The 21606-nt window shown below is 57.7% G+C and carries 26 protein-coding genes; 13 read left to right on the forward strand and 13 right to left on the reverse strand.

The features are described from left to right. Window positions 1-3: 3 nt before the first annotated feature. The 4 genes from GOW48_RS16795 (at window position 4) to GOW48_RS16810 (ending at window position 2805) form a co-directional block, all read left to right on the forward strand. On the forward strand, window positions 4-300 hold the full coding sequence (locus tag GOW48_RS16795; protein ID WP_170755352.1) for a hypothetical protein: 297 nt from the start codon (window positions 4-6) through the stop codon (window positions 298-300). Between the two features lie 241 nt (window positions 301-541). Further along, a complete protein-coding gene (locus GOW48_RS16800; RefSeq protein ID WP_170755353.1) occupies window positions 542-1879 on the forward strand; it encodes a DUF6638 family protein in 1338 nt (445 codons plus the stop codon). After that, on the forward strand, window positions 1880-2146 hold the full coding sequence (locus GOW48_RS16805) for a hypothetical protein (RefSeq protein WP_170353799.1): 267 nt from the start codon (window positions 1880-1882) through the stop codon (window positions 2144-2146). 11 nt (window positions 2147-2157) lie between these two features. Further along, window positions 2158-2805, forward strand: coding sequence for a DUF1523 family protein (locus tag GOW48_RS16810; RefSeq protein ID WP_170353798.1), 648 nt, complete (start codon window positions 2158-2160; stop codon window positions 2803-2805). A gap of 53 nt (window positions 2806-2858) precedes the next feature. On the opposite strand, the gene GOW48_RS16815 is transcribed toward GOW48_RS16810, so the two are convergent. The 6 genes from GOW48_RS16815 to GOW48_RS16840 all read right to left on the reverse strand — a co-directional run bounded on the left by GOW48_RS16815 (window position 2859) and on the right by GOW48_RS16840 (window position 10099). Next, on the reverse strand, window positions 2859-3953 hold the full coding sequence (locus tag GOW48_RS16815; protein ID WP_170755354.1) for a flagellar basal body P-ring protein FlgI: 1095 nt from the start codon (window positions 3951-3953) through the stop codon (window positions 2859-2861). Continuing rightward, window positions 3950-4957 carry a flagellin gene (locus GOW48_RS16820; protein WP_170755355.1) on the reverse strand — a complete coding sequence of 336 codons (1008 nt, stop codon included), beginning with the start codon at window positions 4955-4957 and terminating at the stop codon, window positions 3950-3952. Before GOW48_RS16820 ends, GOW48_RS16815 begins: the two co-directional genes overlap by 4 nt. Window positions 4958-4959: 2 nt before the next feature. After that, window positions 4960-6411 carry a flagellar hook-associated protein FlgK gene (flgK, locus tag GOW48_RS16825; RefSeq protein ID WP_170755356.1) on the reverse strand — a complete coding sequence of 484 codons (1452 nt, stop codon included), beginning with the start codon at window positions 6409-6411 and terminating at the stop codon, window positions 4960-4962. Between the two features lie 33 nt (window positions 6412-6444). Further along, window positions 6445-7740 carry a flagellar hook protein FlgE gene (locus GOW48_RS16830; RefSeq protein WP_170755357.1) on the reverse strand — a complete coding sequence of 432 codons (1296 nt, stop codon included), beginning with the start codon at window positions 7738-7740 and terminating at the stop codon, window positions 6445-6447. A gap of 98 nt (window positions 7741-7838) precedes the next feature. Beyond that, on the reverse strand, window positions 7839-8675 hold the full coding sequence (locus GOW48_RS16835) for a flagellar motor protein MotB (RefSeq protein ID WP_170755358.1): 837 nt from the start codon (window positions 8673-8675) through the stop codon (window positions 7839-7841). 83 nt (window positions 8676-8758) lie between these two features. Next, window positions 8759-10099 carry a FliI/YscN family ATPase gene (locus GOW48_RS16840; protein ID WP_170755359.1) on the reverse strand — a complete coding sequence of 447 codons (1341 nt, stop codon included), beginning with the start codon at window positions 10097-10099 and terminating at the stop codon, window positions 8759-8761. Between the two features lie 87 nt (window positions 10100-10186). Here GOW48_RS16840 and GOW48_RS16845 point away from each other — a divergent pair, with 87 nt between their 5' ends. From GOW48_RS16845 to GOW48_RS16885, 9 genes are read left to right on the forward strand one after another with little or no spacing between them, the layout of a single operon-like run. Further along, window positions 10187-10573 (forward strand): FlgB family protein, encoded by a 387-nt coding sequence (locus GOW48_RS16845; protein WP_170755360.1) that lies wholly within the window; start codon window positions 10187-10189, stop codon window positions 10571-10573. A gap of 12 nt (window positions 10574-10585) precedes the next feature. Beyond that, window positions 10586-10972 (forward strand): flagellar basal body rod protein FlgC, encoded by a 387-nt coding sequence (flgC, locus tag GOW48_RS16850; protein ID WP_170353790.1) that lies wholly within the window; start codon window positions 10586-10588, stop codon window positions 10970-10972. 11 nt (window positions 10973-10983) lie between these two features. Then, on the forward strand, window positions 10984-11274 hold the full coding sequence (gene fliE, locus GOW48_RS16855) for a flagellar hook-basal body complex protein FliE (protein ID WP_170755361.1): 291 nt from the start codon (window positions 10984-10986) through the stop codon (window positions 11272-11274). A gap of 4 nt (window positions 11275-11278) precedes the next feature. Then, window positions 11279-11551, forward strand: a complete 273-nt coding sequence (locus GOW48_RS16860; RefSeq protein ID WP_170353788.1) for a flagellar biosynthetic protein FliQ — start codon at window positions 11279-11281, stop codon at window positions 11549-11551. Further along, window positions 11551-12261 (forward strand): flagellar hook-basal body complex protein, encoded by a 711-nt coding sequence (locus GOW48_RS16865; RefSeq protein ID WP_170755362.1) that lies wholly within the window; start codon window positions 11551-11553, stop codon window positions 12259-12261. The genes GOW48_RS16860 and GOW48_RS16865 overlap by 1 nt, the downstream gene beginning before the upstream one ends. Window positions 12262-12282: 21 nt before the next feature. Then, a complete protein-coding gene (flgG, locus tag GOW48_RS16870) occupies window positions 12283-13068 on the forward strand; it encodes a flagellar basal-body rod protein FlgG (protein WP_170755363.1) in 786 nt (261 codons plus the stop codon). Beyond that, window positions 13068-13484 carry a flagellar basal body P-ring formation chaperone FlgA gene (flgA, locus tag GOW48_RS16875; RefSeq protein ID WP_170755364.1) on the forward strand — a complete coding sequence of 139 codons (417 nt, stop codon included), beginning with the start codon at window positions 13068-13070 and terminating at the stop codon, window positions 13482-13484. The genes flgG and flgA overlap by 1 nt, the downstream gene beginning before the upstream one ends. After that, a complete protein-coding gene (gene flgH / locus GOW48_RS16880) occupies window positions 13484-14215 on the forward strand; it encodes a flagellar basal body L-ring protein FlgH (RefSeq protein ID WP_170755365.1) in 732 nt (243 codons plus the stop codon). The genes flgA and flgH overlap by 1 nt, the downstream gene beginning before the upstream one ends. A 9-nt stretch (window positions 14216-14224) precedes the next feature. Continuing rightward, window positions 14225-14746 carry a flagellar basal body-associated FliL family protein gene (locus tag GOW48_RS16885; protein ID WP_170755366.1) on the forward strand — a complete coding sequence of 174 codons (522 nt, stop codon included), beginning with the start codon at window positions 14225-14227 and terminating at the stop codon, window positions 14744-14746. Window positions 14747-14753: 7 nt separating this feature from the next. On the opposite strand, the gene GOW48_RS16890 is transcribed toward GOW48_RS16885, so the two are convergent. The 7 genes from GOW48_RS16890 to GOW48_RS16920 form a co-directional block, all read right to left on the reverse strand. After that, on the reverse strand, window positions 14754-15137 hold the full coding sequence (locus GOW48_RS16890) for a hypothetical protein (protein ID WP_170755367.1): 384 nt from the start codon (window positions 15135-15137) through the stop codon (window positions 14754-14756). Beyond that, window positions 15134-16222: a flagellar type III secretion system protein FlhB gene (gene flhB / locus GOW48_RS16895; RefSeq protein WP_170755368.1), complete on the reverse strand. Its 1089-nt coding sequence runs from the start codon at window positions 16220-16222 to the stop codon at window positions 15134-15136. Before flhB ends, GOW48_RS16890 begins: the two co-directional genes overlap by 4 nt. Then, a complete protein-coding gene (locus GOW48_RS16900; protein WP_170755369.1) occupies window positions 16219-16992 on the reverse strand; it encodes a flagellar biosynthetic protein FliR in 774 nt (257 codons plus the stop codon). Before GOW48_RS16900 ends, flhB begins: the two co-directional genes overlap by 4 nt. Continuing rightward, window positions 16989-19076, reverse strand: a complete 2088-nt coding sequence (gene flhA / locus GOW48_RS16905; RefSeq protein WP_170755370.1) for a flagellar biosynthesis protein FlhA — start codon at window positions 19074-19076, stop codon at window positions 16989-16991. Before flhA ends, GOW48_RS16900 begins: the two co-directional genes overlap by 4 nt. A gap of 9 nt (window positions 19077-19085) precedes the next feature. Further along, window positions 19086-19709: a lytic transglycosylase domain-containing protein gene (locus GOW48_RS16910; protein WP_170755371.1), complete on the reverse strand. Its 624-nt coding sequence runs from the start codon at window positions 19707-19709 to the stop codon at window positions 19086-19088. 139 nt (window positions 19710-19848) lie between these two features. Next, window positions 19849-20328 (reverse strand): Lrp/AsnC family transcriptional regulator, encoded by a 480-nt coding sequence (locus GOW48_RS16915; protein WP_234899435.1) that lies wholly within the window; start codon window positions 20326-20328, stop codon window positions 19849-19851. Further along, a complete protein-coding gene (locus GOW48_RS16920; protein WP_170755429.1) occupies window positions 20312-21544 on the reverse strand; it encodes an MFS transporter in 1233 nt (410 codons plus the stop codon). The genes GOW48_RS16915 and GOW48_RS16920 overlap by 17 nt, the downstream gene beginning before the upstream one ends. Window positions 21545-21606: the final 62 nt, after the last annotated feature.

Below are 21606 nucleotides of genomic sequence, written 5' to 3' on the forward strand. Positions count from 1 at the left end.
GACATGACTTTAACTCTCGCAATCTCTGGTTTGGCGCTTGTACTGGGCCTGATCCTGCCCCTGCGTTGGGGTGTGTTCGGATTTCTGGGCGCCGTTGCGGTTCTGTATCTGACTCAGTTCGGTGTGAATGCAGGCAGCGGCTTTGAAGGCGCGTCGTGGGACGAGACCCTGATCCTGTTTGAAGGCAGTGTGGTGTCTTATATCGGCTTCAACTTGCAGATCACCGCGCGGGCGTTTGCGCTGCCACTGTTGGTGCTGGCAATTGTGGTTGTTGGTCGTCTAAATAGAATGATGAGGTGACGAACTTGAGAGTGATCATCGCCGCAGTCTTATTTGCAGTCATTCTGGCTGTATTTATGACCACCACTATTTGCGGTTGGGAAGGGCTGATGCCCGAAAACTTCCGGGTCATTCGTAGTTGTGGCACAACGGATTCACCAAACGAAGTTTTTCTCAGCTTCCTAGTATTTGGGTGTTTCCTCGGCGTGATCTTATCAATTTTGCTTCTTCTGGAGCGATGGGTTTTCAAAAGGTATCTTCCATGATCCGTCTCATCGAAAAAGGCCTGATGTTTGGCAACCTCGTCCACATTTCCAGCCCGGCCTTGGTCGAGCGGTATAACCGCGCGTTGCAGCATTTGGCGGGCAAGATCACTGATCTGACAGATTTCCATGTGGATATCTCGGGCTATTCGCCCGAAGTGGGGCAGGAATTGGACGACCCGCTCTACCTCAACCCCAACGGGGTCAACCGGCAATTCATCCTGTTGACGACCGAACAGAAACGCGCGCCGTTGCTGAACGTCAAATTCTCGACCTCGCGCGATATTCTGCGCGAGTTCATCGAGATGAACGAGGCGCAGTTGTTCGCCCTGACCGCCACGGATGCGGTGGCCGGAGAGCTGGTGAACTCGGTCTTCAAACTCACCACGTCCGCCGATCTTCTGAACCTACGCAAGATTGAGATTGAAGCCGACACGGTGGGCGGTACTCTGCGCAGGGCTGAACAACTTGCAGGTATGGTCGAACAGTTCAAAACCCAAGAGGACGCTTGGTTCGACGATGTGCTGATCGCCAAAATGATCGAAACCGCCAAAGAAACCGGGGACGTCACCCGAAACCCCGTTCACCTGCGTCACACTGCGTTCGAACAGCGCAATTTCTGGACGGCGCATTTCGGCGGGCTCTACCTGTTCCCTGACCTGGACTATCCGGCGGCGATTTGCATGGGCGAGCGGGCTGATGATTTGCCGTTGAACCACGTGCTCGATCCGGTGCAACGGCACCAGATTGCGGCCTTCCTGAACGATAATTCTCTGGTCGAGACCATCATCGAGGCGCGCGGCGTGAACTCGGCTGCTGTGTTGCAGCAAAAGATGGATTTCCTGACCATCCATGCTGCAGCTGACGCAGGCGTTGACCTGACCGGGCTGGACCGCAGCGATATGCGCCGTCTGGCCCGCAACCACGCTGATCACCTGCCCGAGGCCTATCATGGCCTCGCCCAGTTGTTGCGCTGGGCCAGTGACGGAGGGCCGTGGCCGCGGATCACCTCGGACCACCCAGCTTATTTCTATACGCTGCGCGCCGCCGACACGCCGAACCGCGATCTGATCAACATGCTGTTGGCCGAATTGGCCCCGCTGGACCCGCGCCAAATGTTCATCTGCCACAAAGAGCTGTTCTACCGGACCTATTCCACCTGGCCGGACACCAAGAAAGCCTATGTTGCCGACTTCCTCGCGCGCGAGTATCAGGTGGACAAGGCCGGTGCCCGCGCCGCGCTGTTTGGCCATGAACCGGACATGAGCGGCACCGACCGGGTCAGCGACGCGGTCATCGCGCGGGTCGGCCCCTGGGGCGCGGTAGGGAGAAGCTGAATGATCGTCGCAATCCGTTTTCTGATCCCCTTACTGGTCATTCTGACAGTGATTTATGTCGGGTTGTCGATCTATTCCCGTCTGATACGCCGTCGTAAACTGATCGCACATTGGGAAAAGAAAGGGCTGCACGGCGATCGTGACGCATTTCTACAGCGGGGGATGCGGCAGTATGATAACTCGTTTCGAAAGAAACTGTTGCTGGGTGTCTATGTCATCCCGCTGGGGGGCATTGCCCTGCTGATCTATATAACAAATTTCATGTGAGGGCCGAATAGATGGTCTATATCAAATGGGCATTCATCATCGTCTTCTGGGGGCTTGTTGCCTCGGTTCTGGAATACACCCTGCCGCAGCAGGATGTGGTGCGGATCGTCAAGACCGAGGTGCGGCGCGTCGATTTCGGTGAGAACTCGATCTTCTGGGCGCAGCAGGATACCGGGCAAGAGGGCGCGCAGACCGTCAATCGCGATGTGCGCTTTGTGGAAACCTTCCGCCCCAATGGCAAACCGCGTGTTTACCGCAATGAAGATACCGGCTGGGGATGGCCACCATACTTCAAACTCGATAGTTCGAACCTGCAGGCCGAACTGACCAATTTGGTCTCGACTGCGGATAACCCGCAATGGGTGGTGCTACGCCATTACGGCTGGCGTAATCAGCTAATGTCGATCTTTCCAAATGCTGTTTCTGTTCGCCCGGTCGATAGCCCCGATGTACGGCTGATACCTTGGTTCAACATCATTTTCCTGACCGTCTTTTTCGCGATCGTCTGGGCCATATGGGTGCGTTGGCGCAGGTTCCGCGCGGCGCGGGTCGATCCCGTGATCGAAAACGTCGAAGACGGGTTATATGCCGCCGGGGATGCGATTGGAGAGCAAAGCAGCAGGTTCAGGAAGTGGCTGGATAGCTGGAAATCCAAGTAATCCCGTTCTTCTTTCGCGAAAGGCAGGATGGGGCCCATGGCCCCGCCGAACCCTTAACGCACCACGAATTCCGCGTGCAATGCCCCAGCGGCTTTGATCGTTTTCAGGATATCGATCATGTCGCGGGGGGAAACGCCTAATGCGTTCAGGCCGGCAACAACCTCAGATAAGGTTGTTGCCTCGGGGATTTCAGCCAAACCAGTCCCTTCTTCTTCTTCGATCCCGGCGATCGTTCTGGGGACAACAACTGTTTCACCACGCGCAAACGGGTTGGGTTGTACTGCAATAGGGGCTTCTTCTACCGTGAGGGTCAGGTTCCCCTGCGAGACTGCAACGCGCGAAATGCGGACTTCTTGGCCCATGACAATCGTGCCAGAGCGCTGATCCACGACGACGCGCGCTTTGGTTTCCGGCTCGACCAGAATGTTTTCGATCCGACCCAACGCATGCGCAGTCGAGATCGACTGTGTCGCGGCAATGTTCAACTCCACCGTGCCAGAATCTCGCATGATGGCAACGGGGCGATTAAATTCCGTGTTGATTGCAGACTCAATCCGGCCAGCAGTAGTAAAATCCGGCTCTCTGAGCGCCAGCCGCATTTGTGTCAGTGACGAAAGGTCAAAATCAATCTCGCGCTCGACCCTCGCCCCAGAGGGGATGACGCCAGAGGTCGGAACCCCGCGCACGACAGACGCGGCTTCGCCCTCGACAGCGGCACCACCTGCCAGAACGGTGCCTTGGGCGACCGCATAGATCTGACCGTCCGCTGCGTTCAAGGGCGTCATGATCAGGGTGCCTCCTAAAAGACTGTTGGAATCCCCGATGGCTGAAACCGTCACATCAATCTGGCCTCCGACCCTGGCAAATGGTGGCAAGCTGGCGGTTACCAACACGGCGGCCACGTTCTTGGGCCGAAAATCCTCACCGTTCACGTTCACGCCCAAACGCTCGAGGATGTTGGACATGATTTCCTCGGTGAATGGGGAATTGCGCAGCCCATCCCCTGTTCCGTTCAGGCCAACCACAAGGCCATAGCCGACAAGGTCATTTCCCCGAACACCATCAAAGTCCACGAGATCTTTCAACCGGATCGCGCCGGCCGAGGCCAGACCAGGCAGCAACATCAAAATGAAAACCAGAACTCTCATCTCAGGAAGTTCACCAGTGACAGGTTCGCGTTGCGAACGGTTACGGAATACAGGCTTTCCAATTGAAACTGGACTGTCTGCAACTGCGCAGCGGTTTGATAAGGGTCCGCGGCAATCAGTTCGTTTCGACTGAATTCAAGGCTTGTCATTGCTGCGCTGTTGCGTGTTGCCGCCTGATCAATTCGGGCTTCTGCTGCACCGACCAGAGCGCGCAGGTTTACTGTTTCATTTTGCGTGTTGGCCAGATCGACACCCAACTGCTTGAACAGCGCGGTTCGTTGATCGCGGGGTAGGTTCAATGCGTTATCCGAAACCAGAGCAGCGACAGCGATGTCCCTGATCGCGGCCTTCAGCGCCGGGTCGGTCGCAGTTACCGGTATGTTGACGCTTTCATTCTCAGAGATTTGCATCGCAGAAAGCGTTGCCGCCGAACCCTGGTAAATAACCGCGTCAAACCCCGTGGGGTCATTGAACCAGTCTTCCGCCGCCTGCTGAATATCTGTTGCCGTGACCAACCCGGTCAACTCGGCCTCAAGCGCTGTCAGAAGCGTGTCTGCGGTCGGCAAGGGTGAGACATCCGTTGCTGCGCCTGAAAACAGACTGCGCCCCCCGGCACGGGTGTTCAGTGCTGAAATGATCGTGTCCAGCTCATTCCTTGCCTGTACCGAAGCGTTTTCGTGGGTAACCGCTTGATTGGACGTGCCAAAAGACAAAAGTGCAGCGGTTATCTCTCCGACCGAGTCGTCAATCGTCGTCAGGCTTAGCTGCATGGCATCGGTGAACAAGCTGGCCTCGGCAGTTGAGACTTTGAATGCCTCAAGCTGTGACAGACTGCGATCGAGATCAAGCAGATGAGAATAGTCCCCGTCCAGACGGCCACTGACGTCCTGCACTTTGCCCGTTGACATTTCGTAGGACAGAGTTTCGATCTGGGTTTTGATTTCGGTTGCGCGGCTTTTCAGAGTGAGGCCGCGCGCCAAATCACCTATAGATGTCAAAGTCATGATCACAACCTCAGCAGTGTTTCCATCAACTCATCCACGACCGAGATAAGCCGCGCGTTCGCTGAATAGATCTGTTCAATCTGGATCAGACGCTGAAGCTCCTGATCCGTGTCCACGCCTTGTTTTGCTTCGATCTTGGTCATCTCGAGCTGGGCGCTATTGGCGAAAGCCAGACGTTGACTGGCCGTGTGCGCATTCGCACCGGTCCTGGATAGAAGCGCCTCGGTCAGGTCGGATGCGCGCATGTCTCCGGTCCCGAAAGGGGATCCGGCTACCGGTCGCGCTTGCGATAGAGCGGCCCCGAACGCCTGCAATTGCGTGGCGTTTCCGGGGTCTCCGGGGGTTATTGCCCCTAGGCCTGCGCGCAATTTCCAGCTTTGGCCGCCGTTGTCAGGATCGACAATGGAATTCAGGTTAATCCGCGAGGCCAGCCCGGCAGGCGCAGTCGGATCAAAACGATTGCCTTCATCAGTGAACAACCCTGGATCGGTGGCCAGCGCCGTAGGGTCCAGACCCGGTGTTTCAAACCGCTCGATCAGATCGAGCGCGACCGTGTCCAGATTACCCTGGGCCTCAACAGCAAGCTCATCGCGGATTTCGAACTCAGCGGCAAGAGCACCCCCTTTGATCTGCGCGTTGTCACCGCTGGTGCGAACCGGGTTTCCGTTCATCTGCAGGCCCGACAACAAGCCGTTTGCCACAGTCATATGGGGCTTGGTCTCGCCAGTTGTGGTGAACGTAAACTCGGCTGCTGTACCTTCAAGCAAGATCAACCCTCCATCCGAGTAGATGGACACCTGATCATTGGCCCGAGGCACAACATTAACTGGAATAACCTCGTTGACTTGATCGATCAGAACCTGCCTTTGGTCCAGCAAGGCTCCAATCTCACCACCGGCGTATTTGACGGCGGGAATTTTGGCATTCAATGCCTCAATGTCGGTCAACGTCTGGTTCAGCCTGTCGATGAATCGACCAATTGACCGATCTGCGTCCGACCGCAGATCACGCAGCCCTTCCGAGGCAGCATTCAGACTGTTTGCGAGATCGCGACCCGTGCGGGCAACCTGATCCAGACGCTCTGACGAGTCGGGCAGACTGGACGCGGTAATCAAAGCGCCGTCGAAATCGGCCAGACGGGCTGCAAGGGATGTGGCGTCATCCGGGGTGCCGACAAGTCCCTCCATTCTGCTGTGAAAACCTGAAACGGTCGATTGACGTGCCAGTTCGGCATCTGCGGTGCGGCGGTTGGCTGTTAGCACAGGATCCTGGTTTCGAACCACGCCGACGGTTCTAACGCCATGGCCAGAAATCGTGTTCGTCGTCAGTTCCAAACTTCTGCGTGCATAGCCGGGCGTTAGCGCGTTGGCGATGTTTTCGGACACTACCGAGGCGCCGCGGCTGGCGGCCGTAAGACCGCCAATGGCATTGTTCAGGGCCGTCGACATGTTCATGGCACGGGTCCTTTCGCTGGGTTAGCGCCGAAATCAGCGTTTGATGTTGGTGGTTTCCTGCAGCATCTCATCGACCGTCTGGATGACTTTCGCGCTTGAAGAGTAAGCCCGCTGCGTTTGGATCATCGAGGTCAGTTCGGTCGCGACATCGGTTGTGGATTCCTCGCGCGCGAAAGAAACCAGATCACCCGTCGGACCTTCGCCCGCATTCCACAAAAAGAACGTGCCGCTTTCGCGCGACGGTGCATAGGTTTGGCTGTCCAATGCCGTCAAACCGTTGGGATTTGGAACATCTGCCAACGGAATCTGGAACATACGGCGGCTGACGCCAGTGTCATAAAACGCGTAGACATAGCCGTTCTCGTCGACCTGAACACTGGTCATCGTTCCCACAGCTGACCCATCCCGAGTGATCGAAACCGGTGCAAATGTATCCGACAACTGTGTGATCCCATCTGCGTCGCCGATCTGGCCGATATTAACCTCCATCGGGCCGCCCGCTACGTTCACCACAACGCTGCCGGTGGCAGGGTCATAAGCACCGCCCGAAACTGCCGTGACGCTGGCAAGGGTGCCGCCTGCTGTCCGGCTGTCGGTAAAGGTCAAAGTATATTCCCCGATCACCGCGCCGCCCGAAGCCGAATCGCGCATGATCATGGTCCATTCATTGCTGGACCCTCTTGGGGGAACGGTGGGCACCAGTTCGATATCGATGCTTTCCGATTTGCCCAGATTGTCAAAATATTCGACGGACAGAGGTTGGCTGTCCCCAGATGCCCCTGCATCCGTTGCGGTAGCAGGCAAGTTCATCCGCAAGTTCATCCGCGTGGTTGGCGCGCCAGACAACTGATTGACACTAAGTTGAATGGGCTCCAGCGCGGCGGGCGTGTCACGTGGTACCGCCGGGATGGACCCGTCAGGATTTGCCCGCCAGCCCAGCAGAACCAAACCGGATTCGGTGACCAGATACCCCTCTTCATTGGTGCGAAACGAACCGGTTGTGGTCAACAACATCTCGTTCGAACCACCCGCGATCTGGGAACTGGGACGCACCGGTAGCATCCCACGCCCGCGTACTGCAAGATCGGTCGAGTTGTTCGTCGTTACCAGCGAGCCGCGCTGGTCGATCAGTCGCTGGCTGGTGGTGCGCACACCGCCCGCCGAATAGCTGCCGCCTTGGCCAGACGTGACCATGGAATGAAAATCAGTTTCAACCCGCTTGTACCCAAAGGTGGATGAGTTGGCGATGTTGTCGGAAATCGTTGCCAACCGATTTGCATTGGCCTTCAATGCAGCCACGCCAGCATTCAATGAAGATGAAATAGTCATGGGCACGCCCTTCTGTTGCGTCAATCCTTGATGCAACAGCTAACGCGCTGGGCCTTAACAGCGCGCTAACAGGTAAAATGCGTCCTATCCTTTTCATATCAGGAATTGCGCAGAAAGATGATCTCGATCCTGTTATTGCGCGCCGCCATCGGGTTCTCATCATGTATTTCGCGATCCGCGTGACCGGTAATCCGATCCAGTCGAACTGGTTGAACACCTTTATCCTGAAGCATCTGACGCACTTTCTGCGCGCGAGATGTCGATACTGTCCAAACCGGATTACTGGCCACCACGACCGGAGACGAGCCAACGTGGCCCTCAACCGCGATATTGTTGGTCACAAGGTCCGAAGAACGGGCAACCAATAGCGCCAGAGCACGCATGATCGCAGTCGGTGTGTCGCTGCCCGATTCGAAAAGCGGTTGATCCTCTGTGTCGAACAGTTCGACCACCAACCCTTCATCGGTCACTCGCGTGACAATGTGTTTCAGCACCTTGTCCGAGACCATGCTCTCTCCGGTTCGTCCCATAAGTCGCGCTTCAAGGGTCGAGAACTCCTCGGTGCTATGCTTGCCCCCTTCATTGGCGACACCGATCGACCCCCGTGCCTGACGGGCGGCGGTGGGGCTGCGCTGACTGGCACCCGAGCCATCCATGACCATGGTCAATTCCGAAAACATGTTGTTGCCGCCAAAGGCTCCGTCGCCTCCGCCCGAGACTGGATTCACCGGAATCGTTGGCGAGAAATAATCCGCCAGCCCTTTGCGTTGTTGTTCCGTCGTTGCATTCAGCAGCCACATCAACATGAAGAACGCCATCATGGCCGTGACAAAGTCGGCATATGCCACTTTCCACGCGCCACCGTGGTGGCCTTCGCCACCTGACACACGTTTCTTCTTGATGATGATTGGCGCCGCATTGGATTGCGCACCCATCTCCACCACCTTTTCTATCACCCGACTACAGGGGTAGCCGGGCAGGTCTTAAGGTGGGTTTAACACTTAAAACTGTTCGGATTTCACTGTCGCGCCAGCGTGGACCCGGCCCGTCGCAGGATCAGCTGCAGGTGGTTGAAGCTGTTCTTGATTCCATCTGATTCAGATTTAGCAAAGAAAGCATCCAGTTCCTCATGCACCCGCACGGCCTGATCCAGTAGCGGGTCCGCGCCCTCGGAATAGAGCCCCGCCTTGATCATCACCTCGGATTGTTCATAGCTGCCGACCAGCTTGCGGGCCTCGGCGATCATGCGGTTTTCATCCTCGGACGCGGCACCCGGCAGGCTGCGCGAGACCGAGCGGCTGAGGTCGATGGCCGGGAATCGCCCGCGCTCTGCAATTTCGCGGCTCAGGACAATATGGCCGTCCAGCACGCCGCGCAAAATATCGGCCACGGGTTCGTCCATGTCCGATCCGGCCACCAGAACACTGAACACGGCGGTGATATCGCCCTGATCCGCTGTGCCCGGTCCGGTGCGTTCGCATAGACCGGCGATCAGCGGTGTAACCGACGGAGGGAAACCGCGCAGGGACGGGGATTCGCCCATGGCGACGGCGATTTCGCGATGCGCCTCGGCAAAGCGGGTCACCGAATCGGCCAGGAACAGCACGTTCAGCCCTTGATCGCGCAGATATTCAGCCACCGCCATCGCCGACCAGGCGCAGCGTCGGCGGGCCAGCGCGGACTGGTCCGAGGTCGCGGCCACCACAACCGACCGTTTCATCCCCTCGTGCCCAAGCGCGTGTTCGACGAATTCATTCACCTCGCGCCCACGTTCCCCAACCAACGCGACGACAACGGCATCCGCCTGCATCGACTTGGCCAGCGTGGCCAGCAGCGTCGACTTACCCACGCCCGAGCCCGCAAACAGCCCAACGCGCTGTCCTTGCACCACCGGCAGCATGGTGTTGAGCATGGCCAACCCCGTCTCCATCCGCGCGCCCAGTGGTTTTCGGGCCACGGCGGGGGGCGGGGCCTGCATGATGTCGCGCTCCTGCGTACCAGAGAGCAGAGGTTTGCCATCCAGTGGTTTCCCGAACGGATCGACCACCCGCCCCAGCCAATGCATCCCCGGCGCAAACTCAGGCGTCTGCTCTAGAATCACCCGGTCGCCCAGACAAACGCCATCAGGTGCGGCGGTGGGCATCATGTGGATCAGGTCCGATTCGACATGCAGCACTTCTCCGGCCAGATCGGGGCCGTTGCGCCGCCGCAGGGTCAGGTGATTGCCGATCCGTGCTTGCCCTTCAAGTCCCTGAATTTCAACAACTCCACGCGCCACGCCGGACACACGCCCCATATGGCGCACGGCGGAAAGACGGTCGAATTCGCATTTCAGAAAGCTTGGGCCGAGATCGGACATCGTGGGTTCTCCAACGGGTTTCTGAAAACGGTTTCTAAAGGAATCGGGGTTAAGCCTTGATTGAAATTGATCGAGGGAGAAGCTCCGATGTTCTATGACCTGAACGTCTTTAAGACAGCGCACGCAATGGCAACCCATGCCGGGCAACGGCAGGCGGTAATTGCGCGCAACATGGCCAACGCGGATACGCCGGGCTACCAGCCCCGCGATCTTGAGGCCTTTCAAAAAGCATTTGAAATGACCGGGCGCGGGGCTGCGATGACCGCAACGCGCGCCGGGCATTTGAACGGCAACAACGCGTCGCAGCCCTGGGCCGAATATGACGTCGCGCCTTCGGGTGATCCCAATGGCAATGGTGTGTCCGTCGAGGAAGAGATGTTCAAGGCGGTCGAGGTCAAGCGCCAGCATGACCGCGCGCTGACCATCTACAAATCCTCGATGAACATCCTGCGCACTAGCCTCGGTCGGTCATAAGGAGGCAACCAGATGAGTGATTTTTCCCATTCCCTTGCCGCCTCGACCAGCGCCCTGCGCGCGCAATCGGCGCGTCTGCGACATGTGTCCGAGAATATTTCTAACGCCGATACGCCGGGCTATCGCCGCAAGACCGTGCCTTTTGAAACCGTGCAGAAAGACGGGCGCGAGGTGGTGCAGGCCGGGCGGGTCAAGCTGGACCGCCGCGACGCGTCGCGCGTTTACGACCCCGGTCATCCGATGGCGGATGAGACCGGCCATTATCGCGGCTCGAATGTCGATCTGATGATCGAGATCGCCGACGCCCGCGAGGCACAGCGCAGTTACGAAGCCAATCTCAAGATGTTCGACCAGACACGTCAGATGTCGTCGAGCCTGATGGAACTCCTCAGAAAATAAAGGACACCAGAATGGATATCCGAGCCCTCAATGCTGCCCAGAACTATGCTGGCGCGCGCTCTGCAACGCAGGCCGATCCCGATCACGCCGGAATGGCGCAAGGATTGCGCAGTACGTTTCAGGATTTCGCCGCGACGTTGAAACAGTCCGAGGCCATCTCGCAGACCGCGATGACCGGCCAGGCTGATCCGCACGCGCTGGTGCAGGCGCTGGCGCAGACCGAACTGGCGGTCGAGACGGCCGTGGTCGTGCGCAACAAAGTGGTCGAGGCCTATCAGGAAATCCTGCGGATGCCGGTCTGACGCGATGCTCAGCGAAGGTCTGTTCTATGACATCGTGCGTCAGGCGCTGTGGGTCGCGGTGATCACCTCGGTCCCGATCCTGGCGGTGGCGCTGGTCTCGGGCCTGATCGTGGGCCTGTTCCAGGCGCTGACCTCGGTGCAGGAGATGACGCTGACCTTCGTGCCCAAGCTGATCGCCATCGTCATCGTGTTTTGGATTTCCATGGGGTTCATGACCCAGACGCTGGTGACGTTTTTCACCACAACCCTTGTCCCGCTGATCGCCGGAGGTCGCTGATGGATACCGCCTATACCACCTTGTCCCGCCAGTCGGGGCTGATGAACGAAATGCGGCTGGTGGCGAACAATATCGCCAATGCCAACACCACCGGATACCGCGCGCAAGGCTTGGTGTTTTCCGAATTCGTGCGCGACATGCCCGGCAATCCGTCCTTGTCAATGGCGCGGGCCGAGGTGCGCAACACGTCATTGCAGCAAGGGGTTCTGACTGAGACTGGGGGCGATTTTGATTTCGCCATCGAAGGCGATGGATTCTTCATGGTCGAAACTCCGGACGGCAATCGATTGACACGGGCAGGGGCGTTCTCGCCCAGCGCCGAGGGAGATTTGGTCACGATGGATGGCCACCGTGTGCTGGATAGCAACGGCGCGCCGGTTTTTGTACCCCCCGACGCGGCCTCGATCGACGTCGGCAGTGACGGCACCCTCAGTATTGAGGGGCAATTGCTGGGACAGCTTGGTGTCTACCGGGTCGAAGATCCCAAGTCTCTGGTGCGCGAAGGCAGCACGCAGTTCCGTAGCGAAGGCGACGTAGTGCCGATCGATGAGCCGGTGATCGTTCATCGCTTTCTCGAAGGGTCCAACGTCAACGCGATCGAACAAGTGACACGGCTGGTCGAAATCCAGCGCGCCTATGAGCTGGGCCAGAGCTTTCTTGAAACCGAAGACGAACGGGTGCGGGGCGCGCTCAAAGCGCTGATGCGCTGACATTAGAACGGAGGATCTGACATGCGAGCATTGAAAATCGCAGCGACGGGCATGACCGCGCAGCAAATGCGGGTCGAGACGATCTCGAACAACCTCGCGAACATGAACACCACAGGCTACAACGCCCGCCGGGCTGAGTTTGCTGATCTGCATTATCAGCAAATGGCGCGCGCCGGATCTGTGAACGCTAATGACGGCACAGTTCTGCCTACGGGCATTCAACTTGGCCTTGGCGTGCGGCCTGCTGCCGTCACCGTACAATTGGCGCAGGGTGCTTTGTCCGCCACCGGTAGCGATCTTGATGTGGCTGTGGAGGGGCGCGGCTATCTAGAAGTCACGTTGCCCAATGGCCAATCGGCATTTACCCGCGATGGCAGTTTGAAGCGATCAGCTGAGGGGCTGATCGTCACCTCGGACGGGTTCGCTGTTGCGCCCGAAATCACCATTCCAGACGATGCAAGATCGATCTCGATTAACGCATCGGGCGAGGTCTATGCCTATTTCGACGACGCGCCAGAAGGTCAGCTGTTGGGTGAATTCACATTGGCCAGCTTTTCGAACGCCAAAGGTCTGGAGGCGATCGGCAGCAATCTGTTCAAAGAGACCGAGGCTTCGGGCGCGCCCGTAGTCGGCACTCCGGGTGAGGACGGATTGGGCACGTTGCGGCAAGGTTACCTCGAGGACAGTTCCGTCGACGCCGTGCGTGAGGTCACCGAACTGATCGAGGCCCAGCGGGGCTATGAAATGAACGCCAAAGTCATCTCTGCTGTTGATCAGATGATGGGCGCGACGACACAGGTGCGCTGATGCGGACATTTCTTTTGATCCTTGCCCTGGCGGGGCCCTCTGCGGCGCTTGCCGATATCGTCGTACCAACCCGCACAATTCGCGCGAAAGAGATCATCGCGCCCACCGACCTTGTCACCAAGGAACAGGACGTTCCCGGAGCGGTTGCGACCCCGGATATTCTGGTGGGACAGGAAGCGAGAGTGGCGCTTTATCCCGGTCGCCCCATTCGCGCGGGTGACTTCGGCCCACCCGCACTCGTGGACCGCAATGACCTGGTGGTTCTAGTTTTTGACCGCCAGCCTCTGTCAATCACTGCCGAAGGACGCGCGTTGGGGCGTGGGGCTGTTGGCGACCGGATCCGAGTGATGAATCTGTCGTCCCGAACCACCGTGACCGGTCTCATCCGGCTCGACGGTCAAATCGAGGTAAAATGATGTCAGGACTTGCCAAAACAGTTCTTTTGGGCGCGCTTGCTTTGTCGGCCTGTGGCCGCGTGGATCATCTGGGCAAACCGCCCAGTTTTACTCCGAACGAGGATTCTCCGGAACATGTCGCGATGCTCTGGCCGGGTTTGCCACTGCATACTCAACCGCAGCGGCCTGTTGACCAATCATCGCTTTGGACCGGGGGGCAGAAATCGCTTTTGGGGGATCAGCGCGCCATCAAAAAAGGCGATATCTTAACTGTTGTCATCGAACTTGACGAAAAAGCTGAAATTTCGAACGACACGAACCGGTCTCGGTCCGGGTCTGAAAACCTTGAGATACCGGGTCTGTTTGGCCTGCCGCAGAGGGCGCTGGAACAACTGCCTGAAGGGGCGTCTTTGGATGAAGCGGTTTCGATCGACTCGGCGTCGTCCAGTCGTGGGAAGGGCTCGGTTAAACGCAAGGAAAAGCTGACATTGCGGGTCGCCGCTACTGTTATCGATGCGCTTCCCAACGGTGTGCTGGCCATTTCCGGTTCACAAGAATTGCGAGTGAATTTCGAACTGCGAGAGCTGCTGGTCACAGGCTATGTGCGCCCGCAGGATATCTCGCGACAGAATGAAATTACCTATGACAAAATCGCCTCGGCGCGCGTGTCTTATGGTGGCCGTGGCCAGATTACCGACGTCCAGCAGCCCCGCTACGGGCAGCAGGTCCTTGATACACTTTTGCCGTTCTGAGGTCGCGCTTTGATTAAGAAACTTCTTCCCGTTATTTTTCTGTTGGTTGGTCTCGGTGGCGGTATCGGCGCAGGCGTCGTTCTGTCACCGTCGGACGAGGTAAAGCCAAGCGACGCGAAAAAAGCAGACAAAGCCGGCAAGACCGAAGCAAAAGAAAAAAAGAAAGACGCCAAATCCAAATCGGCTGGCAAGAAAGACAAGTCAGGTGGGATGGAGTATCTGAAGCTTTCCAAACAATTCGTAATTCCGGTTGTCGAGGCCGAACGGATCTCGGGCATGGTTACGATGTCACTGAGCCTTGAAGCGGATGGCGGGATATCCGACAGTTTTTATGCGATTGAGCCCAAGCTGAGGGATCGTTTCCTGCAGGTCTTGTTCGATCACGCCAACATGGGTGGATTTGATGGCAACTTCACCACCTCTGATAATCTTGATGTATTGCGCAAGGCTTTGCTTGAGGTGGCGCAGAAGGATCTTGGGAAAAGCGTTCAAAACGTGCTGATTACGAGCGTCAACCGACAGGACATCTGAAACCGGGCTAATAGGTCTGTTTCTTGCCGAGCGCCAAACGGCGTTCGGCTTTTTGCATTTCGGACAGTCTTTCTACGGCTTGTTGCCGCCCGAATGCCAACCGCAAGGCATCCATCGAGGCAAGCTTTTGCGCCGTGACGCGAGCAAGTTCCATGTTCAGTTGACGCCGCGCCCGGGACTCCCATCCACTCCACAAGACGTCAGTGCCGGTCACTTGGTATCCTTTGGTTTGTCCCGCGTCGACGCGCGATTTCTGGACCTGACCGTCCAGCCGTGACAGCTGTTGCTTGATCCGCGCTTCCTCTTCGAGCACAGGTTTCAGGTTTTGGTATTCCTTCTGAAAAGCGGCCTGGGTCGCCGCGCTGATATCCGCATATTTCTTTGATTTCATCTGATCTGTTCCTTCGCGCGTTTGCGCATCGTTTCGGCAAAGCGAATGGCAGCGGCGACCGGGCGGTAGAGTTCCTCCGGGATTTCCTGACCGATCTCGACGGTGGCGTGCAATGCCCTTGCGGTTGGCGGATCAGAATGGATGGGGACATCTGCCGTCCCGGCAGCCGACCGGATCGAGGCCGCAACCTCATCCACACCTTTGGCCACACAAACGGGGGCAGACCCTGTTTTGCGAGACCATTTCAACGCTACCGCAAAGTGGGTTGGGTTCACGATCACCACATCTGCCCTCGGAACGTCAGCCATCATCTGGTTTGTGGCAATGTCCTGAGCTCTCTGCCGCCGTTGTTGTTTAACATGGGGATCGCCTTCGGCATCTTTGGTTTCGTCCTGGATTTCCTTGCGCGACATGCGGTTCTTCCGGATGTGCTCGGCATATTGCCAGAAATAGTCCACGGCTCCGATCACAAGGGCGATCACTACGACGATGAAAAGGAATCGAAGCAGCAGGTTCATCATCAACAATAAGGATGATTGTACCGGTGCAGCGCTTGCCGACAGGATATCGTCCAGGTTTGCACGCAAAAACAAGGCGAGGCAGGTTCCATAAATTGTCAGTTTTACAAAGCTCTTGGCGAATTCGAACAGGCCTCCACGCCCGAACTTGTTCTTGGCGTTGGACAGCACCGAAACGCGCGACAGTTTGGGTTTGAGTTTGGTCGGTGCGAAGATCAGCGCGCGCTGGGCGATCAGGCTGAGTAGAACGGCCGCAGCAGGTAACGCAAACAGAACGGAAACTGCGGCGAGGGTGGTCTTGAGCATACCGCCGACAGGGTTGACGGAAGGGCCTTGGACTAACAGACCTGAAAGGTCGTCTGCTTGATCAATCAGAACGACAAAGACGGTCCCAAGCTGTTGCACACCGTATTGGCCCGCGGCCAACATTGCCAAAAGAAATCCGGAATATGCGGCAACGACAGACAGGTCATTGGATTTTGCAACCTCGCCCTTTTCGCGTGCCTTCTGCAGCTTTTGCGGGGTTGGTTCAAAGGACTTTTCGCTTTCGTCGTCACCAGCGCTCATCTGGTGGCCCCCAACGGGTTGGCAATGAATGCGAACAGGGCGTCCGACCACACAGACAGGATCAAGGGTGTTCCGGCAAAAAGAAGAAACAGGCCCGCAAATGTGATCGCAGGCGCACCGACGAAAGCGACCATGAGTTGGGGCATGGCGCGGTTGATGACACCAAGCGCGAGGTTATAGATCAGCGAGGCAATCACAAATGGCATTGCCAGGCTAAAGGCCAGCGCAAAACTCTGGGCGACGTTGCGAACGCCCCAGTGCGAGAGATCCGATGCCGCAGGCGCGGTGCCCAATGGAAACAGCATGTAGCTGTGGATCAGAAACTCGGCTACACGGACATGCAGACCAAGCAATACCGCAAGGGTCAACCCGGCAAGCGTCAGCATGTATCCCATGGCCGGAACAGGATCGGCTGCGGCTCCTCCGAGAATTTGGGAAAGGGAGGCGGCCTGCGCTGCAATAGATCCCGCAGTTTGCAGGGCCAGCACGAACAGACGCAGCCCCAACCCCAGAATCATCCCGACCAGAATTTCCGTTCCGATAAGTCGGACAAGAGGCAGCAAGCCTGTTCCACCTTCAGGGGACGGCGCGGCTGGGCTGACCACCAATGTAAAAGCAACCGCGATGGCAAGTTTTACGCGGGTTGGGATGCTTCGCTCTCCAAATGCTGGCAGCAAAGAGACCAGTGCCGATACCCTAAGAAACACGGCAAAAAGGTGCCAAAGCCCGCCCCCCAACTGGGGCAATAGCTCAGGCGGGAGGGCGATCACGCGGGAACCGTTCCAACAAGGGCCGGTCGCGCTTCCAGACCGATTTCTTCAAAAGACAGGACCGGGTTAGATATGCCGCGAGCGTGCATGATCGTGCGCAATAGCCTGCGTCGCCGGGTCGAGGTCACAACTGCGGGGAACAGCCCGTGATCGGCGGATTGCGCGACGCTGTCCACGACACCATCGGCCAGTTTGTTGAACAGGTTTGGCGGCAAAGCTACGTCCAGACCTGCATTGGGAGCGTCGATCTGGTAGGTGACGAATGTGTCCTCCCATTCTGGCGCCAGCTGAATCAGGGGAATCGATCCATCCTCGCGCTTTATTTCGGCGACCAGTTGAAAGCCCAAGCGTTGCCGAACCAGTTCGCAGATACCTTCGGGCTGGGTGGTGGTCAGGCGCGCCTCGGCCACGCTTTCCAAAATCAGGGCCATGTTGCGAATCGAGACCCGCTCGTCCAGCAACAACCGCAACACCGCGTGCAGCGTGTCGATGGGCACTTTATCCGGTATCAACTCATCCAGTAGTTTGCGGTTGGCCTCGGCCCGAACAGGATCACTTAGCTTGGTCATTTCAGACAGCAGGCGGCACAGGGATTTCGGCGTCAGCAGGCGCGAGAAATTCTGCTTGATGATCTCAAGCAAATGAGTCGCCAGAATCTCGGGTGGAGAGACGATGGTGGCACCACTCATTGCAGCGGCTTCTTGATCTTTGGGCAAGATCCAGCGGGCGGGTGCACCATAAACCGGCTCGGTCACGTCATTGCCGTCGGGCAACAGGTCATGTCCGTCTTGTACCAGCGCCAAAACCAGATCGGGGTTCAGAACCCCGCGTGCCTGTTCGACGCCTTGAACCTTCACCACATAGGTCCCCATGGGCAGATCCGCCCGGTCAGTCAGGCGAATGTCCGGAAGGATCAGCCCGAAGGTTGAGGCGACATAGGTCCTCATGTTGGCGATCCGTGCATCAAGACCGGTACCGGGGTTCAGAACCATGCTGACAAGGTCGGGCGCGAATTCCAGATGCACATCGTCCAGGTCGAGAATGTCCCCAATGGCCTGTGAAACGGGTGTGTCTGTATCCGGTGTCGCAGCAATCGCCGCATCGTCAGCCGCTTTTTGCTTTTGGTAGACGCTATATGCGGTGTACCCCAAGACCCCGGCACCGATGATGAAGGGCAGGAACGGTAACCCCGGCACCAGCGCAAACAGAACCATCAGAACTGCAACGGTACCAAGCGCCGCCGGGTGGCGGCCAAGCTGCGAGAACAACGCGCTGTCGGTTGCGCCCTGCGTTCCGCCACGCGCCAGCAGCAGCGCGGATGCGATCGATATGATCACGGCCGGAATCTGCGTAACCAGACCATCGCCTACGGTGAGAATCGCATAGGTTTCAAACGCCGAAGAAACCGGCATCCCATGGACGATGACCCCCATGATCAGTCCCATCACAAGGTTTAACAACGTGATCAGCAGACCCGCAACCGCGTCTCCTTTGACGAATTTCGATGCACCATCAAGTGAGCCGAAAAAGGTAGTCTCTTGCTGTTCCCGTTCGCGCCTTTCCTTGGCCTGTTGATGGTCGATGGCACCGGCGGACATGTCGCTGTCGATGGCCAGTTGCTTGCCCGGCATCCCGTCCAGCGCAAAGCGCGCGCCGACTTCGGCCATGCGGGCGGCGCCCTTGGTGATGACCATGAAATTCACGATCAGCAGCACGCCGAATACCACGAGACCCAAAAAGATGCTGCCGCCCATGACGAAGTTAGCAAACCCCTCAATCACGTCGCCCGCGGCGTTGGGACCGGTATGGCCCTGACCGATGATCAGCTTGGTCGAGGACACGTTCAGCGATAACCGCAACATAAGTGAGGCCAGCAGGATCGTCGGGAAGGATGAGAAATCCAGCGGCCGCTCGACAAACAGGGTTAGCGTAAAAATCAAAATGGCCAACGCGAATGAGGCCGCCAACCCAACGTCCAGCACCCAGGCTGGCATCGGCAGGATCATCATTACGATGACCGTCATCAGAGCCACTGCCAGCATAACGGTCGGGGAAAACAGGGAACGGGCGTCGATCTTGGGCACGCGAGGCTCCTAGTTGAAGGAAATGAAGGCAGAGGCAGATCCGGTCGCCGGCATCAGCGACCCAAGCGCGCCAGCGGGCGCTTGATCGGCCCGCAGCGGGATCAGCGGAGACGCCGATCCGGTAAACGGATCGCGTGACGCGATGGCGCGTGTTTCGTTGTAGTCCAACTCCGCCAAGACACGCTGGAACCTATCGGAATAGGTCTGTGCCAAATGGGGTGTGCGCGAGTGGTATGCCCCCGCAGCCGCGGTCCACGAGCCGAGCTCAGCATAAAGATCTTTCAGGAACCGTGCGGCGTAAGTGGCGTTTTCATCGGGGTCAAACATTGCGTCGATGGACCGGAACGCCTTGCCATGCCAGCGGTAGTTGATCTGGAAACATCCAATGTCAAAGCTGCGTTTTCCTGCCTTGAAGATATTGAAAACATAAGACTTTGCCTCAAACTCGGATTTGAACCAAAAGTCCTTTCCTTCGACATTGATGGCCCATGGCCAAGGCGAAAGCCGTCCGTCAATGGCGCGGCCTGTTTCAACGCGTGTTATGGCGTGCAACACCTCAAGCGGGACGCCTTCGGACGTAGCCGCACGCTGGGCGGCCCGATCGCATATGTCTGCGGTGTGGGGGTTGGGCATGGCGAGCGCCTGTTGACCCACGCAAAGTGCAAGCGCCAAAAGTCCAGGTATCGTTCGATGGGGCATTCTGCCGGTCCGGGATTCTGATCAATCCGGGTCAGGTTAGCTGCGGCAGGGTTTACAGAGGGTTAGCGCCCAATCATTTCCGGTCGATCCTGCGGCCAAAAACAACGCTGGTATTGGTGCGCAGAACACCGGGGATTTTAGCCAATTCGTCAACCAGAATGTCCAGGTCCTCGATTCTGGGGGCTTCGGCGGACAGAAGCAGGTCAAACTCTCCATTGATTGACAGACACCGCTTGACCTCGGGGTAAGCCTCAAGCCGTTTGATGATGCGGGTCGTCTCTTTTTGTTGGACTTCCAGCAACACCACGACCTGAACACGCGGGGTGTCTTCGTCCTTGTTGAGCACAACGGAATACCCTGCGATGACTCCGCTTTCCTCCATCCGCCTGATCCGCTCATGCACGGTTGTGCGTGCCAACCCAAGTTTGGCTGCGATCTTGGTAGTTGATTCCCGCGCGTTGTGCTGCAGGGCGGCGATGATACGGCGGTCCAGTTGATCCATAACGCCAAGGTGTAAGGCAGAGTGGGGTACAGCCTCAAGGCTTGGGCGCATCTTTACCTGCGGTCCCCTCGGGTGATTTTTCAGGCCACAGCACACTGACAATGACAAGACCAGCAAACGCAGCAATGGTCATCCAAGTCAGCGTCACTGCCGTGCATTTCGTTGTCATCAGCCAACCGGCCAATGGATAAAGCATCAGCCAGCATAGATGTGACAGTGTAAACTGCGCGGCAAAAACGGCCGGGCGGTCTTCTGGTTTCGCGGATCGGGACAGTAAGCGCCCGGACGGTGTAAGGGTGGACGAATACCCAAACCCAACGCAGGCCCAGATCAAGGCGAGTGTAGGGAGTGTCATCGGGAAATTGGCAAACAGATAAGCAGCCATGGCCATGAAAATTGTGCCTGTGGTGGCCCCGAACAGCATAACCGAGCGGTCCCGAAACCTGTTCAGCAAAGATGGCAGAGTGATGGCTGCCAGCATTGATCCCCCTCCGAATCCGGCCAAAGCCAGTGCGACTGCGCTTTCCGGTAACCCCATATCGGTGCGCACGATGACGACTGTGTTCACGATGACCATCGCGCTGAGGGCAGCAGCGGTCCACGTCAGGGCCAGCAGCGCCCGCAGACGCGGAGTGTTCAGGTAGATACGAATGCCACGGGTTGTGCGGTCGTAGATCCCGCGGGGCCGTGTCGGCATGGGCGAAGGCAAGGCAACCGAAACGACCAGCAGAGCAGAAGCGACAAAGCCCAAGGCGGTGCCCCAGAACAGGTTGTCGAAGTTGACGATAGTCAGCAAAGCTGCAGCCAAGGATGGGCTCAGGACACTTTCCATATCATAGGCCAGCCGGGACAGCGAAAGGGCCTTGGTATAATCCTGTTCGTCGGTCAACACGTCGGGGATGGTGGCCTGAAAGGCCGGAGTGAAACCAGCAGACGCCGATTGCAGGATGAAGATCAGCACATAGACCTGCCAGACTTCGGTTACGAAGGGCAGGAACACCGCGACGGCTGCGCGCACGATATCCAGCACAACAAGCATTTTGCGCCGATCGACGCGCTCGGCAAACGCCGCAGCCAGTGGTGCTACGGTGACATAGGCTACCATTTTGATTGTCAAAACAGTTCCAAGCACCAATGCTGCAGCGTCTTGTGCGAGGTCATAGGCCAGCAAACCCAAGGCAATTGTTGCCAACCCGGTTCCGGTCAAGGCCGCGACCTGCGCGGCCAGCAAGTGGCGGTAGGTTCGGTTGCGCAGCACGCTCAGCATTTGCGATACCTCGGGGTTTCCTAAGCGCGATATCAACGACATGGCGGTGGCCGCCATTTTCC

The organism is Ruegeria lacuscaerulensis (genome assembly GCF_013033355.1).
GTDB lineage: Bacteria > Pseudomonadota > Alphaproteobacteria > Rhodobacterales > Rhodobacteraceae > Ruegeria > Ruegeria lacuscaerulensis_A.

Bases quoted from the DNA above. Each gene is read 5' to 3' on its own strand.
- flgH (WP_170755365.1), top strand. From the start codon at position 13,484: ATGTCAGGACTTGCCAAAACAGTTCTTTTGGGCGCGCTTGCTTTGTCG.
- GOW48_RS16800 (WP_170755353.1), top strand. From the start codon at position 542: ATGATCCGTCTCATCGAAAAAGGCCTGATGTTTGGCAACCTCGTCCAC.
- GOW48_RS16795 (WP_170755352.1), top strand. From the start codon at position 4: ATGACTTTAACTCTCGCAATCTCTGGTTTGGCGCTTGTACTGGGCCTG.
- GOW48_RS16810 (WP_170353798.1), top strand. From the start codon at position 2,158: ATGGTCTATATCAAATGGGCATTCATCATCGTCTTCTGGGGGCTTGTT.
- GOW48_RS16845 (WP_170755360.1), top strand. From the start codon at position 10,187: ATGTTCTATGACCTGAACGTCTTTAAGACAGCGCACGCAATGGCAACC.
- GOW48_RS16830 (WP_170755357.1), bottom strand. From the start codon at position 7,740: ATGACTATTTCATCTTCATTGAATGCTGGCGTGGCTGCATTGAAGGCC.
- GOW48_RS16915 (WP_234899435.1), bottom strand. From the start codon at position 20,328: ATGCGCCCAAGCCTTGAGGCTGTACCCCACTCTGCCTTACACCTTGGC.
- flgC (WP_170353790.1), top strand. From the start codon at position 10,586: ATGAGTGATTTTTCCCATTCCCTTGCCGCCTCGACCAGCGCCCTGCGC.
- flhB (WP_170755368.1), bottom strand. From the start codon at position 16,222: ATGAGCGCTGGTGACGACGAAAGCGAAAAGTCCTTTGAACCAACCCCG.
- GOW48_RS16920 (WP_170755429.1), bottom strand. From the start codon at position 21,544: ATGCTGAGCGTGCTGCGCAACCGAACCTACCGCCACTTGCTGGCCGCG.
- GOW48_RS16860 (WP_170353788.1), top strand. From the start codon at position 11,279: ATGCTCAGCGAAGGTCTGTTCTATGACATCGTGCGTCAGGCGCTGTGG.
- GOW48_RS16820 (WP_170755355.1), bottom strand. From the start codon at position 4,957: ATGACTTTGACATCTATAGGTGATTTGGCGCGCGGCCTCACTCTGAAA.
- fliE (WP_170755361.1), top strand. From the start codon at position 10,984: ATGGATATCCGAGCCCTCAATGCTGCCCAGAACTATGCTGGCGCGCGC.
- GOW48_RS16815 (WP_170755354.1), bottom strand. From the start codon at position 3,953: ATGAGAGTTCTGGTTTTCATTTTGATGTTGCTGCCTGGTCTGGCCTCG.
- flgK (WP_170755356.1), bottom strand. From the start codon at position 6,411: ATGAACATGTCGACGGCCCTGAACAATGCCATTGGCGGTCTTACGGCC.
- GOW48_RS16805 (WP_170353799.1), top strand. From the start codon at position 1,880: ATGATCGTCGCAATCCGTTTTCTGATCCCCTTACTGGTCATTCTGACA.
- GOW48_RS16865 (WP_170755362.1), top strand. From the start codon at position 11,551: ATGGATACCGCCTATACCACCTTGTCCCGCCAGTCGGGGCTGATGAAC.
- GOW48_RS16835 (WP_170755358.1), bottom strand. From the start codon at position 8,675: ATGGGTGCGCAATCCAATGCGGCGCCAATCATCATCAAGAAGAAACGT.
- flgA (WP_170755364.1), top strand. From the start codon at position 13,068: ATGCGGACATTTCTTTTGATCCTTGCCCTGGCGGGGCCCTCTGCGGCG.
- GOW48_RS16840 (WP_170755359.1), bottom strand. From the start codon at position 10,099: ATGTCCGATCTCGGCCCAAGCTTTCTGAAATGCGAATTCGACCGTCTT.
- flgG (WP_170755363.1), top strand. From the start codon at position 12,283: ATGCGAGCATTGAAAATCGCAGCGACGGGCATGACCGCGCAGCAAATG.
- GOW48_RS16890 (WP_170755367.1), bottom strand. From the start codon at position 15,137: ATGAAATCAAAGAAATATGCGGATATCAGCGCGGCGACCCAGGCCGCT.
- GOW48_RS16910 (WP_170755371.1), bottom strand. From the start codon at position 19,709: ATGCCCAACCCCCACACCGCAGACATATGCGATCGGGCCGCCCAGCGT.